The 18,047-nt window shown below is 56.4% G+C and carries 18 protein-coding genes and 1 tRNA gene; 8 read left to right on the forward strand and 11 right to left on the reverse strand.

Annotation, left to right across the window (positions count from 1 at the left end; translation table 11 throughout):
• Nucleotides 1-44: 44 nt before the first annotated feature.
• The gene (locus tag Q669_RS06420) at nucleotides 45-1,100 is read right to left on the reverse strand and encodes a CaiB/BaiF CoA transferase family protein (RefSeq protein WP_022991659.1); all 1,056 of its coding nucleotides are present in this window, start codon (nucleotides 1,098-1,100) and stop codon (nucleotides 45-47) included.
• Between the two features lie 186 nt (nucleotides 1,101-1,286).
• Between Q669_RS06420 and Q669_RS06425 the strand changes: the two genes are divergently transcribed.
• Nucleotides 1,287-2,303, forward strand: coding sequence for an AraC family transcriptional regulator (locus Q669_RS06425; protein ID WP_022991660.1), 1,017 nt, complete (start codon nucleotides 1,287-1,289; stop codon nucleotides 2,301-2,303).
• Between the two features lie 10 nt (nucleotides 2,304-2,313).
• Here the strand turns inward: Q669_RS06425 and Q669_RS06430 are convergent, their stop codons facing one another.
• Entirely contained in the window at nucleotides 2,314-3,189 is an 876-nt protein-coding gene (locus Q669_RS06430) for a hypothetical protein (RefSeq protein ID WP_022991661.1), read from the reverse strand.
• 4 nt (nucleotides 3,190-3,193) lie between these two features.
• Nucleotides 3,194-4,840 (reverse strand): DNA recombination protein RmuC, encoded by a 1,647-nt coding sequence (rmuC, locus tag Q669_RS06435; RefSeq protein WP_022991662.1) that lies wholly within the window; start codon nucleotides 4,838-4,840, stop codon nucleotides 3,194-3,196.
• A gap of 250 nt (nucleotides 4,841-5,090) precedes the next feature.
• On the opposite strand from rmuC, the gene Q669_RS06440 reads away from it, so the two are divergent.
• The 4 genes from Q669_RS06440 to Q669_RS06455 all read left to right on the forward strand — a co-directional run bounded on the left by Q669_RS06440 (nucleotide 5,091) and on the right by Q669_RS06455 (nucleotide 8,876).
• The gene (locus tag Q669_RS06440; RefSeq protein ID WP_011785515.1) at nucleotides 5,091-5,474 is read left to right on the forward strand and encodes a hypothetical protein; all 384 of its coding nucleotides are present in this window, start codon (nucleotides 5,091-5,093) and stop codon (nucleotides 5,472-5,474) included.
• Between the two features lie 132 nt (nucleotides 5,475-5,606).
• Nucleotides 5,607-6,413: an ATP-dependent zinc protease gene (locus tag Q669_RS06445; RefSeq protein ID WP_022991663.1), complete on the forward strand. Its 807-nt coding sequence runs from the start codon at nucleotides 5,607-5,609 to the stop codon at nucleotides 6,411-6,413.
• Nucleotides 6,410-7,927, forward strand: coding sequence for an inactive transglutaminase family protein (locus tag Q669_RS06450; RefSeq protein WP_011785517.1), 1,518 nt, complete (start codon nucleotides 6,410-6,412; stop codon nucleotides 7,925-7,927). Before Q669_RS06445 ends, Q669_RS06450 begins: the two co-directional genes overlap by 4 nt.
• A gap of 1 nt (nucleotide 7,928) precedes the next feature.
• Complete coding sequence (locus tag Q669_RS06455; RefSeq protein ID WP_014420996.1) at nucleotides 7,929-8,876, forward strand: alpha-L-glutamate ligase-like protein; 948 nt, start codon at nucleotides 7,929-7,931, stop codon at nucleotides 8,874-8,876.
• Between the two features lie 67 nt (nucleotides 8,877-8,943).
• Here the strand turns inward: Q669_RS06455 and Q669_RS06460 are convergent, their stop codons facing one another.
• Nucleotides 8,944-10,539 carry a BCCT family transporter gene (locus tag Q669_RS06460; RefSeq protein ID WP_014420995.1) on the reverse strand — a complete coding sequence of 532 codons (1,596 nt, stop codon included), beginning with the start codon at nucleotides 10,537-10,539 and terminating at the stop codon, nucleotides 8,944-8,946.
• Between the two features lie 272 nt (nucleotides 10,540-10,811).
• Here Q669_RS06460 and Q669_RS06465 point away from each other — a divergent pair, with 272 nt between their 5' ends.
• From Q669_RS06465 to Q669_RS06475, 3 genes are all read left to right on the forward strand, one after another.
• Entirely contained in the window at nucleotides 10,812-12,455 is a 1,644-nt protein-coding gene (locus Q669_RS06465; RefSeq protein ID WP_022991665.1) for an FMN-binding glutamate synthase family protein, read from the forward strand.
• Nucleotides 12,456-12,565: 110 nt separating this feature from the next.
• Nucleotides 12,566-12,642 (forward strand) — tRNA-Pro (locus tag Q669_RS06470).
• 179 nt (nucleotides 12,643-12,821) lie between these two features.
• On the forward strand, nucleotides 12,822-13,445 hold the full coding sequence (locus Q669_RS06475; protein ID WP_022991666.1) for a hypothetical protein: 624 nt from the start codon (nucleotides 12,822-12,824) through the stop codon (nucleotides 13,443-13,445).
• Nucleotides 13,446-13,450: 5 nt separating this feature from the next.
• On the opposite strand, the gene Q669_RS06480 is transcribed toward Q669_RS06475, so the two are convergent.
• The 7 genes from Q669_RS06480 to Q669_RS19050 form a co-directional block, all read right to left on the reverse strand.
• Complete coding sequence (locus tag Q669_RS06480; protein WP_022991667.1) at nucleotides 13,451-13,735, reverse strand: hypothetical protein; 285 nt, start codon at nucleotides 13,733-13,735, stop codon at nucleotides 13,451-13,453.
• A 98-nt stretch (nucleotides 13,736-13,833) separates the two neighbouring features.
• The gene (locus tag Q669_RS20005) at nucleotides 13,834-13,968 is read right to left on the reverse strand and encodes a hypothetical protein (protein ID WP_022991668.1); all 135 of its coding nucleotides are present in this window, start codon (nucleotides 13,966-13,968) and stop codon (nucleotides 13,834-13,836) included.
• 2 nt (nucleotides 13,969-13,970) lie between these two features.
• The gene (locus Q669_RS06485; RefSeq protein ID WP_022991669.1) at nucleotides 13,971-14,513 is read right to left on the reverse strand and encodes a hypothetical protein; all 543 of its coding nucleotides are present in this window, start codon (nucleotides 14,511-14,513) and stop codon (nucleotides 13,971-13,973) included.
• Nucleotides 14,503-14,760, reverse strand: a complete 258-nt coding sequence (locus Q669_RS06490) for a hypothetical protein (protein WP_022991670.1) — start codon at nucleotides 14,758-14,760, stop codon at nucleotides 14,503-14,505. The genes Q669_RS06485 and Q669_RS06490 overlap by 11 nt, the downstream gene beginning before the upstream one ends.
• A complete protein-coding gene (locus tag Q669_RS06495; RefSeq protein WP_022991671.1) occupies nucleotides 14,754-14,981 on the reverse strand; it encodes a hypothetical protein in 228 nt (75 codons plus the stop codon). The genes Q669_RS06490 and Q669_RS06495 overlap by 7 nt, the downstream gene beginning before the upstream one ends.
• A complete protein-coding gene (locus Q669_RS06500; RefSeq protein ID WP_022991672.1) occupies nucleotides 14,978-15,379 on the reverse strand; it encodes a DUF5681 domain-containing protein in 402 nt (133 codons plus the stop codon). The genes Q669_RS06495 and Q669_RS06500 overlap by 4 nt, the downstream gene beginning before the upstream one ends.
• 477 nt (nucleotides 15,380-15,856) lie before the next feature.
• Nucleotides 15,857-17,932, reverse strand: coding sequence for an AAA family ATPase (locus Q669_RS19050; RefSeq protein ID WP_022991673.1), 2,076 nt, complete (start codon nucleotides 17,930-17,932; stop codon nucleotides 15,857-15,859).
• Between the last annotated feature and the right edge of the window lie 115 nt (nucleotides 17,933-18,047).

The raw sequence follows: 18,047 nt of genomic DNA on the forward strand, positions 1-18,047 counted from the left end.
GAAATCAAGCCCCGGCTCAGCCGGGGCTTTTTGTTTTACCGTTACTAAAACTTTACAGGCACTCCCAACTGCCTCTGTCCCACACCATCCCCGCGATCCCTATCAACAACCATCCCTCTGGCCTTCAACTGCGGATGCTCCGCCGCCTCTTCAATCGTCAACACCGGCTCTACACAGGCATCCACCTCGGCAAACACCTCCTGCCACTCTGCCAGTGAACACTCCGCGATCTTCTGCTTGATAGCGGCTTTCAACTCCTGCTGATGTTCAGGCTTCTGGCTCAGGGCATAGCTTTTCAGTTCGCCCAACCCAAGGGTGTCGCACAGGCGCGAAGAGAACTGCGGTTCCAGGCTCCCGACAGACAACCAGCGGCCATCCCTGGTCTGGTAATAGTCGTAGAAGGTGCCACCATTGAGCATGCTGCTTTCGGGCTTCTGAGGCTGTCCGCCTGCCAGGGCAGCAGCACCCGCCATGGCATTCAGGGCGAAGGCGGCGTCGGTCATGCTGATGTCGATAAAGGCGCCCTCACCGGTTTCCTGGCGTTTGATGACAGCAGCCAGGATACCCATCACGGCATGGTGTGAGCCACCGGCCACATCGGCAACCTGAATGCCCATGGGTGGTGGACCGCTGTCGGCACGACCGCAGTGGCTGGCAACACCGGAAATAGCCAGGTAGTTGATGTCGTGGCCGGCTCTGTCTTTGTAGGGGCCGGTTTGACCATAACCGGTAATGGCGCAGTAGATCAGTTTCGGGTTGATGGCTTTGAGTACCTCATAGCCTATCCCGAGGCGGTCCATGACGCCCGGGCGAAACTGCTCCACCACAATGTCATAGTCCGGAACCAGCTGCTTGACCTTTTCAACACTCTCGGGCTGCTTCAGGTTCAGTTGCAAGGTTTGCTTGCCGCGACCGAGGTAGGAAAAAGTGGTGCTGAATTTACCGTCAAACGGTGGCATTACCTTGGCCAGATCCACGCGATCCGGAGCTTCAATTCTGAGCACTTCCGCGCCCATATCGGCGAGCATCATGGTGGCGTAGGGTCCGGGCAGCAAGGTACTGAAATCCAGAATTTTCAGGTTGGCGAGCGGGGCTGCCATAAAGCATCTCCTTGTTTTTGATCGGCGGCAATGACTCTGGCTCATGCTGACGGGTTTTGCAGCCCGGGCCAACTACCGGTTCCTTCATTCCTATTGACCGTTTCTTCCATCCGTTGGCAAATCATGGGCTTGCAATGTTGAGCCGGGTACTTATGATGAAGTTCGTTCTTTCTTCTGGCTGCCTCTATGTCAACACTGACAGTCTCACGACATTTTGTTGAAGCTTCCCTGTCAGGCGCCGAACGCCTGGGCCTGGACAGCCGTGCTTTGCTCCAGGAGGCCGGGATCTCGCCAGATCTTCTTCGCATTGAAATGGCAAGGGTTAGCAGTGATCAGTTCAGCAAGCTGATGCAGGTAATCTGGCAGCGCACTGGCGATGAATTTATGGGCATGGGGCCACGCCGTGCCCGCTCCGGAACGTTCGCCACCATGTGTGCGTTGGTGGTCGGTTGCCAGACGCTGGAAGAGGTATATCAACAGGCCTTCCGGTTCTCTCGGCTGTTCGAACCGATGGTTTCCATGGAGCTTGAAATCTTCGGTGACCGCGCGCGCCTGGTCACGCGAATTGAAGGCAGCATCCACGACCCGGACTATTTTCTGCGCGAGAGCATTCTGGTGATCTGGCACCGGCTGGGCAGCTGGCTTATTGGCCAGCCCGTGGAACTGGAGAAAGCTGAGTTCGATTACCCGAGGCCAGATCACGGGGACGAATACCGGCACATTTTTCATTGTCCGCTGGCGTTCGAGTCCGACTGTACGGCATTGACCTTCAGCAAACGTTTCCTCTCCGCCCCGGTGATTCGGGACAAGCCGGAAATGCGACAATTCCTGAAAACCTCCCCGGCAGACCTGCTGTCACGACCGGATGAGAGCAACACCTGGACCGGTCGTATTCGGGGCCTGATTGGCCGTGACTTCTCCAAACCCATGCCGGATTTCGACTGGATAGCACAAGAGCTGCACACCAGCCCGCAAACCCTCAGGCGCCGCCTGAAGCAGGAGAACACGTCGTTTCAGGAGATCAAGGATCTATTGCGGCGGGATATGGCCATCTACTATCTGGCCCATCCGGAGATGCCCATCAACGATATTGCCGAACGGGTAGGCTTTACCGAACCATCCACTTTCCATCGGGCCTTCAAGAAGTGGACGGGGGTCACCCCGGGCGCCTGGCGGGAAGGCGAACGGGGCGATCTGGTCTGAACACCCGGCCTTACGAACTTCCCTGCTGCAGGTTCCGGATCAAGCGCCCCAGAGTTCGGGCAATGTCCCGGGCCTGATCGCGATTCTCCGCCAACTGGAAAAGCCGGGAGCCGTCCCGCGGATCATAAACCCAGCAGGCTCCGACCACCGGTTCACAATCCCAACGCAACTGAGGATTCACACCGAATACCGACAGAGACAGGGTTCTGCGAACGGTGGTGCCATCGGGATTGCGCTCGATGTCCTGAATACTGATGTTGCCATCATCCAGAGCCACCTGGTACTGGCGATCTGCTGGCCTGTCCAGGCGCACCACCGTTTTGTCACGCCGCCAGCCAGCGGTCTCAAGCAGAGTATTCAGATGGATGACCAGAGCCTCCCTGTCCGAGCCTGCCAGATACAGCTGGCGCAGCGTCTTCACATCCTGTTCATTCGCCGGCTCAATCACGGCCACGGGCTCGTTGGCATTGGCCTGCCCTTCGGCCAGAGCGCGAACACTGGCACGGCTGGCCTTCTCTATGTCGGTAATCAGCTTCAGGCTTTGCTGGTAATGCGTGCCCTCTGCCCCGGCCCGGGTAATGTATTGCTCCAGTGCTGAACGTGCCTCATTCAGATGATTGGCCTGCAACATGGCCCGGCCGCGATAGTAGTAATACTCGGCGGGCTTCTCTCCCTCCATGGCCTGAAGGCGGTTCAGGTACTCCCCTGCCTCACTCCAGTTCTCTGCTGCAACGGCTTCTTCAGTCGCCAGCATCAAGCGGCGAATTTCGTGTTCCGGAGCCAATGCCTGGGCGAATCCCGCCTGCAGGGCAAGAACAGAAGACAACACCAGGCCCGCAAATGCCTTGTGACCAGGCAAACGCCTTTTTTTCATGGATGACAACATACCGCTACTCCTGTTGGTCCTCTGCACGGGCTTCCCCGGCGTCCGTAGGCTCCCTGTCGATGGCGGGCGTATCTCCCGGCTCATCGGCGTCTTCAGAATCGACCTCGGCCTGATCCACTATCGACTTGGGCAACTCTTTTTTAACCCTGACCCCCAGCTCCACAAACCGATTGGCCTGGGAAATCAGATTACCACGGCCCCGGGTCAGGGTATTCATGGCATTATCGTAGGTGCCCTGGGCCGTGTGTAACTGGCTTCCCAGCTTTTCCATAGCCTCGACAAACACCCGCAGCTTGTCGTAGACCGCGCCGGCGCGATCGGCAATGCGGCGGGCATTCTGGCTCTGGCGTTCATAACACCAGATATTCTCAATGGTTCTCAGTGTCGCCAGCAGGGTGGTAGGCGTCACCACAATAATCTTCCGCTCAAATGCTTCTGCGAAGAGATTCTCGTCCTGCTGGAATGCTGCCACAAATGCCGGCTCAATGGGCATGAACAGCAGCACGAAATCGGGAGAATGCAGCCCGTTAAGCTGACTGTAATCTTTCTCGCTCAATGCACGGATGTGATTGCGAACCGCCTCAACATGCTGCTTCAGCGCCGCAGCGCGTTCTTCCTCCTGATCTGCGGTCACCCACTGCTGATAGGCCACCAACGATACCTTGGAATCAATCACCAGATTTCGCTGGTCCGGCAAATGCACGATGACATCGGGCCTCAACAACTGGTTATCTTCGTCCCGGTAACTACCCTGGGTTTCGTACTCGACCCCTTTGCGCAGGCCCGACCGTTCCAGCACCCGCTCCAGGATCAACTCACCCCAGTTGCCCTGAATTTTCTTGTCGCCTTTGAGAGCGCGGGTCAGATTGGCGGCTTCTTCGGTAATTTGCCGGTTCAGCTCCTGCAACGATTTTATTTCGCTGCGAAGCGCCTGACGATCCCGGGTTTCCGTGGTGTAGACATCCTCAACCCGTTTGCGGAAATCCTGCAACTGGTCGCGGAAGGGGTTAAGCAAGGAGTCCAGGCTGGTTTTCGATTGCTGGCTGAAGCGCTCACTTTTCTGCTCGAAAATCCGGTTCGCCAGGTTCTCGAATTCCTGTTTCAGTGCATCTCGATTCTTTTCCAGCAACTCCAGTTTTTCCGAGGCACTACGGCGCTCCTTATCCAGAGTGACCTGCTGCTCGCGTAGCTCGACCTTCAACTGGCCCAGCTCTTCCGAGAGCGTTTCAACCCGCTGCTGGTATTGACCGCTCTCACTTGCCAGTTGCGCCACCCGGTCCTGTTTGGCTGTCAACTCCGAGGCCAGAGCCGCCAATCGGTTTTCCAGGGCAGCAGACTGTTGTCGCCAGTGTTCGATGCTCTGCTCCAGCTGTCCGGAGCGGGCTTTCTGCTCCTCGAGTGCGGTCCGCAGGTGTTCAACTTCCTGTTCATGCAACGCCTGCACCTGCTCGCTATCTCTCAGTTGCCTGTCCCGGGCGTCCAGTTCCTCGCGCAAGGCAGACTCGGTGGCTCTATCCTGACGCCGACGCCACAGCAGCCAGATCACGCCCGCCAAAAGCGAGGCGGCACTCGCCACTAGAGCAAGGAACCAGCCTGCCAGCCATTCCGGACGTTCAGCCATGGTGAGGATAAGCGCATCTAGCACCAGCATGTTCTCCTTGGTGTTCGTTGGTCAGTTCAGGGTATGGCCCCGGGATCAAAGCCTGACAGTCTACCGCAATGCTCACCCTTTTTTCTTGTTGGCGGAACGGTGCCACCAGGCCGGCCTCGACTGTTTGGCATTTATCAACATTGCGTCAATCCACCTATGGACGCAGAGCGTAAATTGCTCTACAACGGTTAAAAAGCACCCAACCGGAGTGCTAAAGCCGTAAACGGAAAGCTGACTGGCAGGTCGGAGCATGTTCAAGGAATTGTGGAGAAAATTCGGGTCCGATTTCCTGCAGGCTACCTGTGTGGAAGACGAACAGACATTGTCTTCGGAAAATCAGCGCTCGGCGGAAAAGCATGTGCGGGTTTTGCCTCACATCACCCATACGGGCGAGTTTCACCTTGAGCGACTGACCCAGTTGCTGAAAAGCCGTTATGGAAAGAGCTTCACGGTGCCGACAGACACCACCTCCAGCGACCGTGCGCTCAAAGAAGTCATTTCCTTTGCTGCGCGCATTCAGGACCAGGATATTCAGCGGGAGCTGCTACTGTTCTACCTGAATTGTTCCCCGGTCATCCAGGAGTACCTGAGATCCGAGACGCCACTGGGCCAGGGGCCTTTCCTGGGCCGGTAAAGATGCGCCTTAACCATCTGTAAAGTCACCACACAGGTACGTTGTAGTATACTCTCCCGCCTGATTGACAACACATCCAATGGCTGAGGCATCCAGTGCCAATAATTCTCACGGCCGGTTCAGGGGATATTCATGGGGTCCAGTGTTTCGCAAACCCGCTCATTGTTCGCAGTTGCCTTAACAGGGCTGGCAGTCGCACTTTCTGGTTGCGCTTCCGATCGTTATTTCATGGTACCGAAAGAGAATATTGAAGAAGTGCGAGCCTCGGTCCAAAGCCAGCGTGCGACCCTTGTTACCATGGAGCAGAATGCCGGTGTAAGGCACGAAAAGCTCCTGCAGCAGAATCAGGATTCTACCCAGACCATTCTCCAGGCCATTGCCACTCAGGTTGAAAAGCCATCGTGCCCACCACCAAAGGCGGCACCTACCTGCCCCGCTTCCCGCGAAGATAAAGGCCGGGCGGATCGCCTCAAAGGCAAAGTCGTTGTCGGTGAGGTCGAAAAGTTTTTCCTGGCTGGCCCCGACCATGTCTATACCGCCCGAATCGACAGTGGCGCGGAAACCTCTTCCATACACGCCCGTAACGTTCAGCGTTTTGAACGGGATGGCAGCAACTGGGTGCGCTTTGAAGTGCCCGTTCCCGGTACTGAGGATGCCGAGTGGGTAGCCATGGAGAAAGAAATCTCCAGGCGAGTGAAGATTATCCAGTCCAGTGCCGATGAGTCAGAGCGCCGGGTGGTGGTGGAGCTTCAGTTTGCCATCGGCGACCACCAGCAGGTGGCTGAGTTTACGTTGGCCGACCGGACAAATCTGACTTACGAAGTCCTGATTGGCCGCAACGTATTGCGAGACGTCATGTTGATCGATGTCGGCAAGGAATTCGCAACCGAGTTGCCCGAATCCTACCTTGAACAAGCGGCAAACGGAGAGGAAGAATGACGGTACGCTCCCGGGTCCCGTTTTACGTGTTTGTCTTCCTGTTGATTGCGGCAGGGATAGCGATCGCCACCTGGCGCCATCTGGAACTGGGTATTCCGTGGATGACCGGTGAACAACGTCCGGTCTGGATGATTGAGGCGCGAGTCGATTTTGAGGGCCAGAACAGCCCGGCTGAAGTGAGCCTGCACATCCCGGAGCAACCGCCCGGCTTCCGTATCCTGACGGAGCAGGCCGCCTCGCCCGGCTACGGCTTCTCAATTCTGGATAGCAACAGCGGGCGCAGGGCCCAGTGGACAAAACGAGACGTCGCCGGTCCTCAGACTCTCTATTTCAAAGCACAGTTTGTACCGGATGAAGACGCGATTCATGCTCCGCCAGTGCGTAAACCCCGGGCATTGACGGTTTTCTGGGAAGAGCCCCAGGCCACCGCCGTAAGAGAGCTCCTGACCCAGGCTTCCGAGCGATCCAGTTCCCCGGAGAGCATGACCCGCGAGCTGATCCGCCTGATGCAGCCAGACAATCGCACCCAGAACACAACATTACTGGTATCTGACGACAACTATCTGCAACTGCTGGTGAAGATGCTGAACCACGCTGGCATCGCTGCGCGCACCGCAGATGCCCTGAAGCTTGAGGATGCCCGCCGCCGCCAACAACTGGTGCCATTTCTACAGATATACAACGGCAAGCGCTGGCTTACCTTCGACCCGCGCACCGCAGAACAAGGTGTACCGGAAAACCTGTTGCTCTGGAGACAGGGGGCAGATTCCCTCCTCGACGTGGTGGGTGGCGACGACTCCCAGGTAAGCTTTTCCATGCTGCGGCAGACCGTGCCGGCGCTGCAACTGGCAACGCTGGAGTCCAACGCCAATGGGCTGAGTGTGCTCGGTTTCTACCAGCTACCCATCGAAGAACAGAGCATGTTCCGAATGCTGCTGTTGCTCCCCATCGGCGCTCTCATTGTCGCCTTCATGCGGATTGTCATTGGCATCCGGACATCGGGCACCTTCATGCCGGTCCTGATCGCCGTGGCCTTTGTACAGACCACTCTGGTGCCAGGGCTGATCGCCTTTCTGTCCGTTGTAGCCATTGGCCTGCTGTTGCGCGGCTATCTTTCCAGCCTGAACCTGCTGCTGGTATCACGCATATCGGCGTTGATCATTCTGGTGATCTTCATCACCGCAGGGCTCAGCATCATTGGCTACCAGATGGGCTTTAACACCGGCATGACCGTCACCTTCTTCCCCATGGTGATCATCGCCTGGACCATCGAACGTATGTCCATTCTCTGGGAAGAGGAAGGCGCCCGCGAAGTGCTTGTGCAGGGGTCAGGCAGTCTGTTTGTGGCCATCTGCGCCTACCTGGCCATGAGTACACCGCTGGCTGGCCACCTCACCTTCAACTTCCCGGAGTTACATCTGGTTATTCTCGGGCTGATCCTGCTGATGGGTCAGTACACCGGCTACAAGCTCAGCGAGCTCAAGCGGTTTACCCCGATGAAGGCCTACGACTGATATGGACTGGATCTCTCCACGCAGGCTGAAAAATCTCGGGATGCTGAACATGAACCGGCGCAATGTAGATTACATTGCCCGGTACAATGATCGCACCTCCTACCCGCTGGTGGACAACAAGCTGAAAACCAAGCTAGCGGTCAGCGAATACGGCGTAAAAACCCCCAAGCTGCTGCAGGTGGTTCGCCAACAACACGAAATCTCCCATTTTCGGGAAATGGCAGAGGATCTGGCCGGTTTCGCCATCAAGCCAGCAAAAGGCTCTGGCGGCAAGGGCATTACCGTGATTACCGGGCGAGACGGCGACGACTTTATCAAGGCCTCCAGCGCCCGCATTTCCGTCGCCATGCTGGAGCGTCACCTCACCAACATTCTGGCTGGCCTGTATTCCCTTGCCGGTACCCCGGATGTTGCCATTGTTGAAAACCTGGTTCAGTCCTCCCCGGCACTCGCCAAGTACTCCTTCCAGGGCGTACCCGACATCCGGATCGTGGTGTTTCAGGGATATCCCGTCATGGCTATGCTCCGGCTGGCAACCACCGCGTCCGACGGTAAAGCCAACCTGCACCAGGGGGCTGTTGGCGTCGGGCTGGATATCGGCTCTGGCCAGAGCCTGAACGCAGTTCAGTTCAATCGGCCGATTACCCTGCACCCGGACACCGGACTGGCTCTGGAGAATATCCGGATTGAAGACTGGGAAAACATGCTGGAAATGGCAGCCCGATGCTATGAGGCCACCGGCCTGGGATATATGGGGGTAGACCTGGTGGTGGACGCCAACGAAGGCCCACTGCTGCTCGAACTGAACGCCCGACCCGGTCTGGCCATTCAGATGGCCAACGGCTGCGGCCTGCTGCCCAGGCTCAACGCGATCGAGAGCCTCAAGCGCCCACATTTCAGCCCCAGAGAGCGAGCGCTGTTTGCCATGGAAAGCTTTGCCCGGCGCTGACAATCAGTGTTTGGGCATAAAAAAACCGGAGCTGGTGTAGCTCCGGTTTTTTGTTCAGACCCGCTGATCAGGAGGTCAGCTCACCCCTTTGCAGGAGCAACTTCCTCTCATGGGTGAGGCCTTTCAACAAGCCCCAGGTCATCAGCAGAAGTATTGCCGTGAAGGGCAACCCGGCACTGATGGCCACGGCCTGGATCGCGCCCAGAGCGTCTTCGCCACCGCCGAAGATCAATGCCGCCGCAATGGCACCTTCCATGACCACCCAGAATACACGCTGAGCCGTCGGGGCATCGGTTTTGCCGCCAGCGGTGATGCTGTCGATCACCAGCGAGCCGGAATCCGACGAGGTTACGAAGAACACCAGCACCAGGATAATACCGACGAACGAGACAATGCCGGTCCAGGGCAGCTGCTCAAACATCTGGAAGGTCGCCAGAGAAACCTCGGTCAGCCCCTTGTCTGCGAGCACACCAACGCCTTGCTGGATCTGTTCCAGTGCCGTGCCACCGAAACCACTCATCCATACGGTGGTGATCAAGGTCGGGATAATCAGAACCGCAGTGACGAACTCACGTACTGTCCGGCCTTTTGAAACCCGCGCGATAAACATACCTACGAACGGTGACCAGGAAATCCACCAGGCCCAGTAGAATACAGTCCAGCCCTGGAACCACGCCTCGTCTTCACGACCAAACGGATTACTCAGCGGCACAACGTTGGCCACGTAGGTGGAAGAGGTTACCCAGATGGTCTCCAGAATGGTCATGGTCGGACCGGCGAAGATCACGAAGAACAACACGATCCCCGCAGTCGCCATGTTGATGTTACTGAGCACCTTAACGCCGCCGTCCAGACCTCGCAGCACGGAAATGAGCGCCAAGGCCGTAACGCCAACAATGATAGCCATCTGCACATTGGTGCCAGAACCTACCTGAAACAGGTAATCCAGGCCGGAGGCAGCCTGCTGGGCACCAAAGCCAAGTGACGTGGCCAGACCAAAGATAGTGGCCACAACCGCGAGGACATCAATGATGTGCCCCGGCCAGCCCCACACCTTGTCTTTCAGCAGTGGGAAAAACGCGGAACGGATGGTCAGTGGCATGTTCTTGTTAAACGCAAAGAACGCCAGAGACAGAGCCACAATGGCGTAGATTGCCCAGGGGTGCAGCCCCCAGTGATAAAGGGTTGCCCCCATCGCCAGATCACGCGCTTCGGGAGAGTTGGCAGCCACATTGAACGGGGTTTCGTACCAGCCTGTGTAGTAGGCCACCGGCTCGGCCACGGCCCAGAACATCAGGCCGATCCCCATCCCGGCTGCGAACAGCATGGCAAACCATGACATGGTTGAGAATTCGGGCGTTGCATCCTGTCCACCCAGCCGGATCTTGCCCACCGGCATGAAGATCAGCGCAAGGCTGACAACCACGAAAATGTTGGCGCTGAGCAGGAAGAACCAGTCAAAACTGGCAATAATGTCCCACTTGGCCCCATCAAGAGTCTCCTTCGCCGCTACCGGAAACATCAATGTTCCGATAACAAACAGAACCACAATGATGGCCGCTACCGGGAAAACCCAGTTATGAAGATCCAGGCCGAACGGATTGATATTATCCTGGCCTGCGACGTAATCCGTCTGATATTCGTCTTTCACTACCTCGCCCACGTTGGCGCCTCCTGGTCTGGTGTGATCACTGAATATGCTGAGTGAATGGATAACGCAATGAACAATCATTCATACGTTACAAGCCGGTCATTTTATTACTTTGAACTCAAAACATCAAAAGCAAGAAAAATGCCTTTTTTATCTACATCAGCATAGTCCAGATTTTGCAGAGGCAAAGATTGTTTCCTGAAACAGGTCTACTACCCGAACAAGTGACGTAGTTATACTGCAAGGTTTCGCCGACACCCGCCCGACAGCACCCAGAGGTATTCATGGAAAAAACCACCACCTTCCCTTTGCGCTATTCCGCTTATGTCCTCAGCATCTCCGGGCTGCTGGTGTCTTTACCGGTAACGCTTTGGCTTGGAGCAGGCTATCTGTTTCCGGTGATTTTTGGTGCGCTCACAGCCCTCGGCACCTGGGATTTACTGCAGCGAAAGCATACTGTTAGCCGAAACTATCCCATCATGGCCAACTTGCGGTATCTGTTTGAGTCGATCGGCCCGGAGATCAGGCAGTACTTTATCCAGTCCGATACGGAGGAGCGGCCGTTCTCGCGGGAACAGCGCACTATTATCTACCAGCGGGCGAAGAACGTGCTCGACAAGCGACCATTCGGCTCACAATTAGGCATGTACGACGAGGGCTTTGAATGGATGAACCACTCGCTCACCCCAACCCGACTCGACAGCAGTAACTTCCGGATTCTGATCGGCAAAAACTGCGAGAAACCTTACAGTGCCAGCGTTTTCAACATCTCCGCCATGAGCTTTGGCTCACTTTCCGCCAACGCCATTCTGAGCCTGAATACCGGCGCAAAAAAAGGAGGCTTCTACCACGACACAGGGGAAGGATCGATCTCCCGCTACCACCGGGAACCCGGCGGAGATCTGGTCTGGGAAATCGGTTCCGGCTATTTCGGTTGCCGGCATCCCGACGGCTCCTTCAATGCCGAGATGTTCGAAAGGAATGCCACCCTGGACCAGGTCAAAATGATAGAGGTCAAACTATCTCAAGGGGCAAAACCAGGCCACGGTGGCATTTTGCCCGGTGCAAAAGTGACCCCCGAAATCGCTGAGGCCCGAGGCGTTCAGGTTGGCGAAGACTGCATTTCACCCGCCAGCCATTCCGCCTTTTCCACCCCCATTGAACTGCTGGAATTCCTGGAACAGCTGCGAAGCCTCTCCGGCGGCAAACCGGTCGGCTTCAAGCTCGCCATTGGCCACCCCTGGGAATGGTTCGCCATCGTTAAGGCTATGCTGAAGACAGGCAAAAAGCCCGACTTCATCGTGGTTGATGGCGGCGAAGGCGGCACCGGTGCGGCGCCACTGGAGTTCATCAATCGCCTTGGCATGCCGATGACTGAAGCCCTGCTTCTGGTTCATAACACACTGGTGGGTACCCACCTGCGCGAAGACATCGCCATTGGCGCCGCAGGTAAGATCACGTCCGCTTTCAATATTGCCCGCACCCTTGCTCTGGGAGCGGACTGGTGTAATTCCGCCAGGGGCTACATGTTTTCCCTGGGCTGCATCCAGGCATTGAATTGTCATACCGGCCGCTGTCCCAGCGGGGTCGCAACGCAAGATCCCCGTCGTGGCAATAAACTGGACGTCCCCTTGAAAAGCGAGCGGGTATTCAACTTCCACAAGAACACCCTGGATGCCCTGCAGAATCTGCTTGAGGCCTCGGGGCTCCGGCATCCCTCTGAGCTTGGCCCGGAGCACATCGTCCGTCGCGTCTCCAAAACCGAAGTGCATAGCTATCTGGACCTGTTTCCGTTCCTCGAACCGGGAGCACTACTGGAGGGCAAAACCGGCCTTCGGGTTTTCGATAAGTACTGGGAAAGCGCCCAACCGGATACCTTCGAGCCCCCGGAATTCATCCTGGCGCTGCGGGAGACCAAGTTACGTTGATTTCGAGAGAAATTCGCCAGCCCGGTGTTTATTTTTAGCTTGGGCTGGTGTAGACTTCGCTCCCGCTAAGCCACTGAGATAAACCTTGTTTCTCGGCGGTTTGCAGTTTACGGGGCGTAGCGCAGCTTGGTAGCGCACTTGCATGGGGTGCAAGGGGTCGTAGGTTCAAATCCTACCGTCCCGACCATTTAAAACAACGACTTAGGCCAACTCTTCGGAGCTGGCCTTTTTCGTTTCTGGGCTGGGGGCGTAATGGGGGCGGATAGCCGCTCTATAGCCCTCAATCTAAGAAAAACACTTGTAGAGATACCCCTTCCTATCCATTAGGCTATGACCAGCAACTAGGGCGGAAAGGGAACCCAACGAATGAAAACAATATTAGCATTGATGCTAGTCGCAATAATTGGCGCGGGAACTTGGTCTCTGTACTCCATATCGCAAGTCGATGATTATGCTGTTGTAGAGTCATTCTACGAAAAAGCTTGTATTGAAATGATGAAAGACTTCGTCAAATCTCCAGAGACTTTTAAGGTACTAAAAACAGATATTTTGTCAGGCTCACTAAGCCAAGAGGATGCAGAACAGCTCAACCAGGAATATTATGGCGAGGTCGAAAGCGCTTTTGAGCTAGGACAAGAAAATATCGCAGAGCGATACAGTCAGCCTAGAAACCCACTAAAACAGACGTTCATCAAAGTCCGCTTCAGCAGTGCCAATAGTTACGGCACCCCCATGAGAAACGATTCTTTGTGCGAATTTGTGCAATCGCCAGCGTTTCAGCGGCCTGTTCTTGCGTATTTCGAAGTAGACGGGGAGGGATTTTCCAAAGGGTCTACAGAGTTCACAACTCTTACTTTGCTGAAGGTAGACTCCGAGACCTTGGAAATGGTTGAAAGCTCAACAAAGGGTTTTGAAACTGAATACCCTTCAGGAAACCTAAAAGCCACATTCATCCAGAAAGCAGGGTTTTGGATCAATGATAATTTGTAGAGCCCCTAAGCCTCACACCAACGAATAAACGCCTCAGACACGGCCACGGGGTTAGAATCCAGCCACCGGCAACAATGCCGCGTCATTGGCCCGCACCGGCACAAATCATCAAAGGCGGCCTCTAACTCGTAGGCTTCCCCAGCACTGCTTCCACGGCCTAGCCAATGGGCCTTACCGTCCGCAATCAGCAGCGCCAACGCAGCCGCCCACAATGCCCGCTCTGGCTTGCCCGCCTCACTGCCTATTAGCTGGCTACAATACTCATCAAGGGCGGATTCATGGGCGCTCATGGCGGGAACTCCGGCGGGCTTGAAAGGGAACCACTACCTCGGCGGCTTGGTGGTTGGCCGGTGACACCTTACCGCCGGGAAGTGGTAACAAGGGCGGGCTATGCCTTCTGTTTCAGCTCGGCAATCTCAGACTTCAGCCGTTCGACTTCCTCACGCTGGCGGGCTTGCTCTGCTTCCCGCTTTTGGCGCTCGCCTGATACGGCATCGTTGATATGTGCTGTTAGCTTATCCATCGTTACACCCCCGACTCGATCTGTTGCTTACCAAGCTGAACACCCGGCACACGTTGCGGGCGCAATACCTGATAGACACGTTTATCCAGCTCTGCAAACTCCTGGCTACCAATACCCACCGGCTCGACCGGCTTGGGAATACCCGCCTCTTTGGCCGCATTGTTTGCTTGGATTCCACAGAACTCGGCATCCCTTGCCGCCTGATCCCAGTCACCTAATGCCGCAGCCAGTGCATCAGCCGCAGCATGGGCATTCTGTAGCGCCTTTCTGGCGGCCTGTACGGCCTTTTCCCGCTCCTTTTGGTGCTGGGCAACCGTTGGCCCTGCTTCCTCTTTAATAGCCGCTGATAGCTTGGTATTCAGTCCTTGGCGCTGAATATTCAGGACACGGCGGCGCATGGCGCGTTCATTGTCTTGCGCTACCAGTTCGGCGGCATCAGCTCCGGCGGCAACTTGCGCCTCTAGTTCGCTGTCACTGATCGGGGCCAGGGTGGCAAGCTCGGCTTCAATGGCCTGTAATTGGGTTCGGATTTCTTCAGTTTTCATTGGTGGTGTCCTCTGGGTACAGTTCGGAAAAATCAGCGCCGATACCAATATCATTGGCGGCGTGCCTTTGGTGGAATTGAATAATTCCCTGTTGGTGAATGATCGCCTCGATTAAGGCGCGTTTATGGTCGGACAGATCCGGCTCCGCCAGCTTTCTACGCAGTTCGGCCATGATTGCCCGCTGTTCTGATTTCGGGGCGCTGGCATTTTCCAGCCGCTCTATGCGAGTCCTTAACAGCTTCACCACTCATGCTCCCCGGTATCTATCACCGGAGCTATGCCGTACCGATTCAGCATGGTGACGACCTCCGTGTTCTCGACTATGTTTGGTTTCCGGGGTGCAGCTTCCCGCCCTTCCCGCTTTGCGGCTTCCAGCTCTTCCAGCAGATCAAGCAACCACACATGCGCGGGTGATCCGTTGCGGGACTCTTCCAGACGTCTAAGCCGGTCTGTTAGCTGGCGGCTCATTGGCTGGCCTCCAGTGCCTCTACCCGCTCGCGGATTTCGTCCAACTCATCCACACGGGCAACGCTGGCGATGCCATCAATCAACATTTTGCCAACGTCCGGCGATAGCTGGCCCTCAGATACCGCCTGCATGATCTGGCGGGCTTGGTCGGTGTAACTGCCCTCTGTGTTCAAGTCGAACTCTACGGGATCGACACGGGCCTTCAGGGGCGGGGCCAGGCGTTCCAAAACAATGCGCATTGCCTGAACATCGCCATCCAACGCGGCGGCAATACAACGCTCGGCAACGGCCTTGCCTTCGGACTCAAACGCTTTACGCAGACTGGCCCGCTTATCAACAATCCCCGGCGGCCTGCCCTTCGGGTTGCCGCTCTGCCCTTTCTTCCATCTTCCGGCCATCGGGCCACCTCCTGAATTGAACAGTTTTCGATCAAGGGGCGGTATTGCTCTGCCCTGATCTCATCTTGATATAGGTTATAACCGGGGCTGTTCTTATTACACAGGCGGGTTGTGTCAGTTTGTCTTATGGCCCCATTCCGGCCCCAAATAACAGGCACCAAAACAAGGGCGGATAAAATCACCAAGGGACAGAGGGTTACAGCTTTGGGGAACTTGCAATGGTCACAGGTTCAGGCTTTGGCGGTTTGATCCGCCAGCCTAAAACGGGGGTGGGGTGAAAACCCCGTACCCCCTTTAGGGGTGAAAAATCACCCCACCTCAGCCCTTGGGGCGCAAGGGTTCCGGCGGGGTGGTGGGGTGTTTTTTATTTCACCCCAGTAAAACGCTGTAGCCCTTGTGCGGCGCGGCTTTAGCTGGGGTGGGATGGTCTAGGTGGGGTGGTCACCCCAGCACCCCACCCGAGAAAATCACCCCACCCTAAAACAGCCTTAAGGTTCCATCCTCCCGCTGGAATAGTTCGCCATTTTCAAGGGCGCGGGTAACGCAGGATCGCAACGACTGCTCACCGATACCAAAAACGCCTTCCCTTCCGGCATAGTCCCGCATTTTTCGGGGTGTCAGGTATTCGCCCTTTTCCAGCTTTTTCTTAATCAGGTCACGGGCAATCACCAAAAACGCCTGATAGCGTTCCTCTGCCTTTTTGTCCGTCTTGCTTTCGGCTTTTTCAACGATAGTCGGCACCAGCGCCCCGCCTGCAATACGGCGCAACCATACACCCTCCCACGGCGCGGAATAGTTCGCCTTTGGAGTGGTGAACCTCACCAGTTTGGCGGCTTCCTCTGGCTCTATGCCGTATTCCTTTTCGGCTGCATCGGCCCGCATCGTGGAAAGCAAACCAACCCAGCGGGAACCATCCACCAGGCCAGAACCACCCCTTACGGCTTCCTGTCCGCTGGCGTTGTCCTTCATGCTGGCCTTGCTTACGTGGTGCGGTAGCAATACCGTTGCCCCGGTTGCCTTGCGGATTTCCTCGGCACACTCAATCAGGCGGGTACTGTCTGCGTTGTCGTTGGGGTCGCCACCGTCAAACCGTGCCAGCGGATCTAAAACAATCAGCTTGCATTCCGGCACCTGCTCCGCCACTTCGATTACGCGGCGAACAAATGCGGTTCGGTGTAGCTCACCGTTCATTTTGGCGGTTAGGCGGTTATCCTTGCCCACACAGTCGAACACATACAGCCGTTCGGCTATCTTGTCCCGGTAGGGTTGGAAAGCGGCATCATCAAACGGGTCTATGGTATCGGCGTACATTTCAACCACGGCTTTTAGGCGGCGGTGTATTTCCTCCCTGTCATCCTCCCCGCTAAACATAAGAACCGCTCCGGGTTCCCCCATTGGCATTTCCAGCCAATCAAGGCCAGTGGCCACACTGACAGCCAGTTGCAGGGTTGCCATACTCTTACCCGTACCGCCAGCAGCAGCCAGAAGGCCAACCACCCCCAGCGGTAGCCGGTCGTTTACCAACCATCGGCGTTCCGGCGGATCTGTTACTAACAGCTCTGCAACGCTGGCGGCTTTCAGGTCGAACGGGTCATCATTGGCCGCGTCTAGGTCGCTGAAATCCTTTTCCGCTTCCAGCTTCCGCAATTCATCCATTGCCAGAAAGTACAGCGTTTTCCCGGTGGTCACTTTTTCGCCATCATGGGTGAAGGAAAAATAAGTGGTTCGGGCTTTCTCTGCGTTGTACTTGTCGGATTGCTTGCACCAGTTGTTAAACAGGGTGAATCCGTCCTGGCTTTCGCCGGTTTCATACGATATGGCGGCGGCTATCTTCTGGAACTCGTCATATCCCTGCCCCTGTCCTTGGTTGGGGATGCAGGCCAGCAGCAACGCCATCTGTTGCAGGCTCATCCTGTCACCCTCTGGCGGGCGCTCTAGGCCATTCTCTGGCGATTCCTTACGGTCGAAGTATTGCCGCCCCAGCTCCGTTAAATCCCTGTTCTCGATAGCGAACGGGCTTCCTTCCCAGTGGTTGCCGGTGAAGGTCAAGAACCGGCCCCCTTCGTACAGTTCCACGCCATCGGCTTGGCTGTTGCCGGTATAGCCCCCGAAGGTTCCACGGGCGATAAACCGGAAGCCATTAAGGCCGGGGGATACCTCCGTGTATGTGTCCGCCTGTTCAATGATCCGTCTGGCGGGTTCTGACAGCTCCCCGGTTTCGGTGTCTATGCAGTGGTCAATATCCCCGCCGATGATCCCGTGGTCAGCATCGTCATATAGGATAAAGCCAACCCCGTGCAGATCCCGGCGGCTTTCTGCGTAGTGGATAGCCTGTTCAGCCGTGGTGCAAAACGTGGCCTTGTCCTTACGCCATGCACTGCCCCCGGTTGCAGGCGATACCGGCACCTTGTCGGGTTTCTTCCCCGGCTTTGGTACTAGCCGCCATGCACACCAGATCGGCAGCTCTGCCAGCTCTGGCGGTACGTCTTGCAGGTCTGCAATGTGTCGGGAATAGGGTTGTAGCCCCTCGCTTTTGATCGCTTCAGCTTGCATGACAACCCCCTTCCTGTACGCGGTAATCTTCCAGGTACTTGCCCGCATAACCGGGGTGAATGCCTGCCTCGCGGATCTCCGCCAGCCGTTCGGGGCTAGGAGTCTGCGCGGCAGA

Source organism: Marinobacter sp. C1S70 (assembly GCF_000475355.1).
GTDB classification, from domain to species: Bacteria; Pseudomonadota; Gammaproteobacteria; order Pseudomonadales; family Oleiphilaceae; genus Marinobacter; species Marinobacter nauticus.

What these genes read in the sequence shown, in the direction of transcription:
- Q669_RS06420 (WP_022991659.1), bottom strand. Translation starts at nt 1,100, where the DNA reads ATGGCAGCCCCGCTCGCCAACCTGAAAATTCTGGATTTCAGTACCTTG.
- Q669_RS06425 (WP_022991660.1), top strand. Translation starts at nt 1,287, where the DNA reads ATGTCAACACTGACAGTCTCACGACATTTTGTTGAAGCTTCCCTGTCA.
- Q669_RS06430 (WP_022991661.1), bottom strand. Translation starts at nt 3,189, where the DNA reads ATGTTGTCATCCATGAAAAAAAGGCGTTTGCCTGGTCACAAGGCATTT.
- rmuC (WP_022991662.1), bottom strand. Translation starts at nt 4,840, where the DNA reads ATGCTGGTGCTAGATGCGCTTATCCTCACCATGGCTGAACGTCCGGAA.
- Q669_RS06440 (WP_011785515.1), top strand. Translation starts at nt 5,091, where the DNA reads ATGTTCAAGGAATTGTGGAGAAAATTCGGGTCCGATTTCCTGCAGGCT.
- Q669_RS06445 (WP_022991663.1), top strand. Translation starts at nt 5,607, where the DNA reads ATGGGGTCCAGTGTTTCGCAAACCCGCTCATTGTTCGCAGTTGCCTTA.
- Q669_RS06450 (WP_011785517.1), top strand. Translation starts at nt 6,410, where the DNA reads ATGACGGTACGCTCCCGGGTCCCGTTTTACGTGTTTGTCTTCCTGTTG.
- Q669_RS06455 (WP_014420996.1), top strand. Translation starts at nt 7,929, where the DNA reads ATGGACTGGATCTCTCCACGCAGGCTGAAAAATCTCGGGATGCTGAAC.
- Q669_RS06465 (WP_022991665.1), top strand. Translation starts at nt 10,812, where the DNA reads ATGGAAAAAACCACCACCTTCCCTTTGCGCTATTCCGCTTATGTCCTC.
- Q669_RS06475 (WP_022991666.1), top strand. Translation starts at nt 12,822, where the DNA reads ATGAAAACAATATTAGCATTGATGCTAGTCGCAATAATTGGCGCGGGA.
- Q669_RS06480 (WP_022991667.1), bottom strand. Translation starts at nt 13,735, where the DNA reads ATGAGCGCCCATGAATCCGCCCTTGATGAGTATTGTAGCCAGCTAATA.
- Q669_RS20005 (WP_022991668.1), bottom strand. Translation starts at nt 13,968, where the DNA reads ATGGATAAGCTAACAGCACATATCAACGATGCCGTATCAGGCGAGCGC.
- Q669_RS06485 (WP_022991669.1), bottom strand. Translation starts at nt 14,513, where the DNA reads ATGAAAACTGAAGAAATCCGAACCCAATTACAGGCCATTGAAGCCGAG.
- Q669_RS06495 (WP_022991671.1), bottom strand. Translation starts at nt 14,981, where the DNA reads ATGAGCCGCCAGCTAACAGACCGGCTTAGACGTCTGGAAGAGTCCCGC.
- Q669_RS06500 (WP_022991672.1), bottom strand. Translation starts at nt 15,379, where the DNA reads ATGGCCGGAAGATGGAAGAAAGGGCAGAGCGGCAACCCGAAGGGCAGG.
- Q669_RS19050 (WP_022991673.1), bottom strand. Translation starts at nt 17,932, where the DNA reads ATGCAAGCTGAAGCGATCAAAAGCGAGGGGCTACAACCCTATTCCCGA.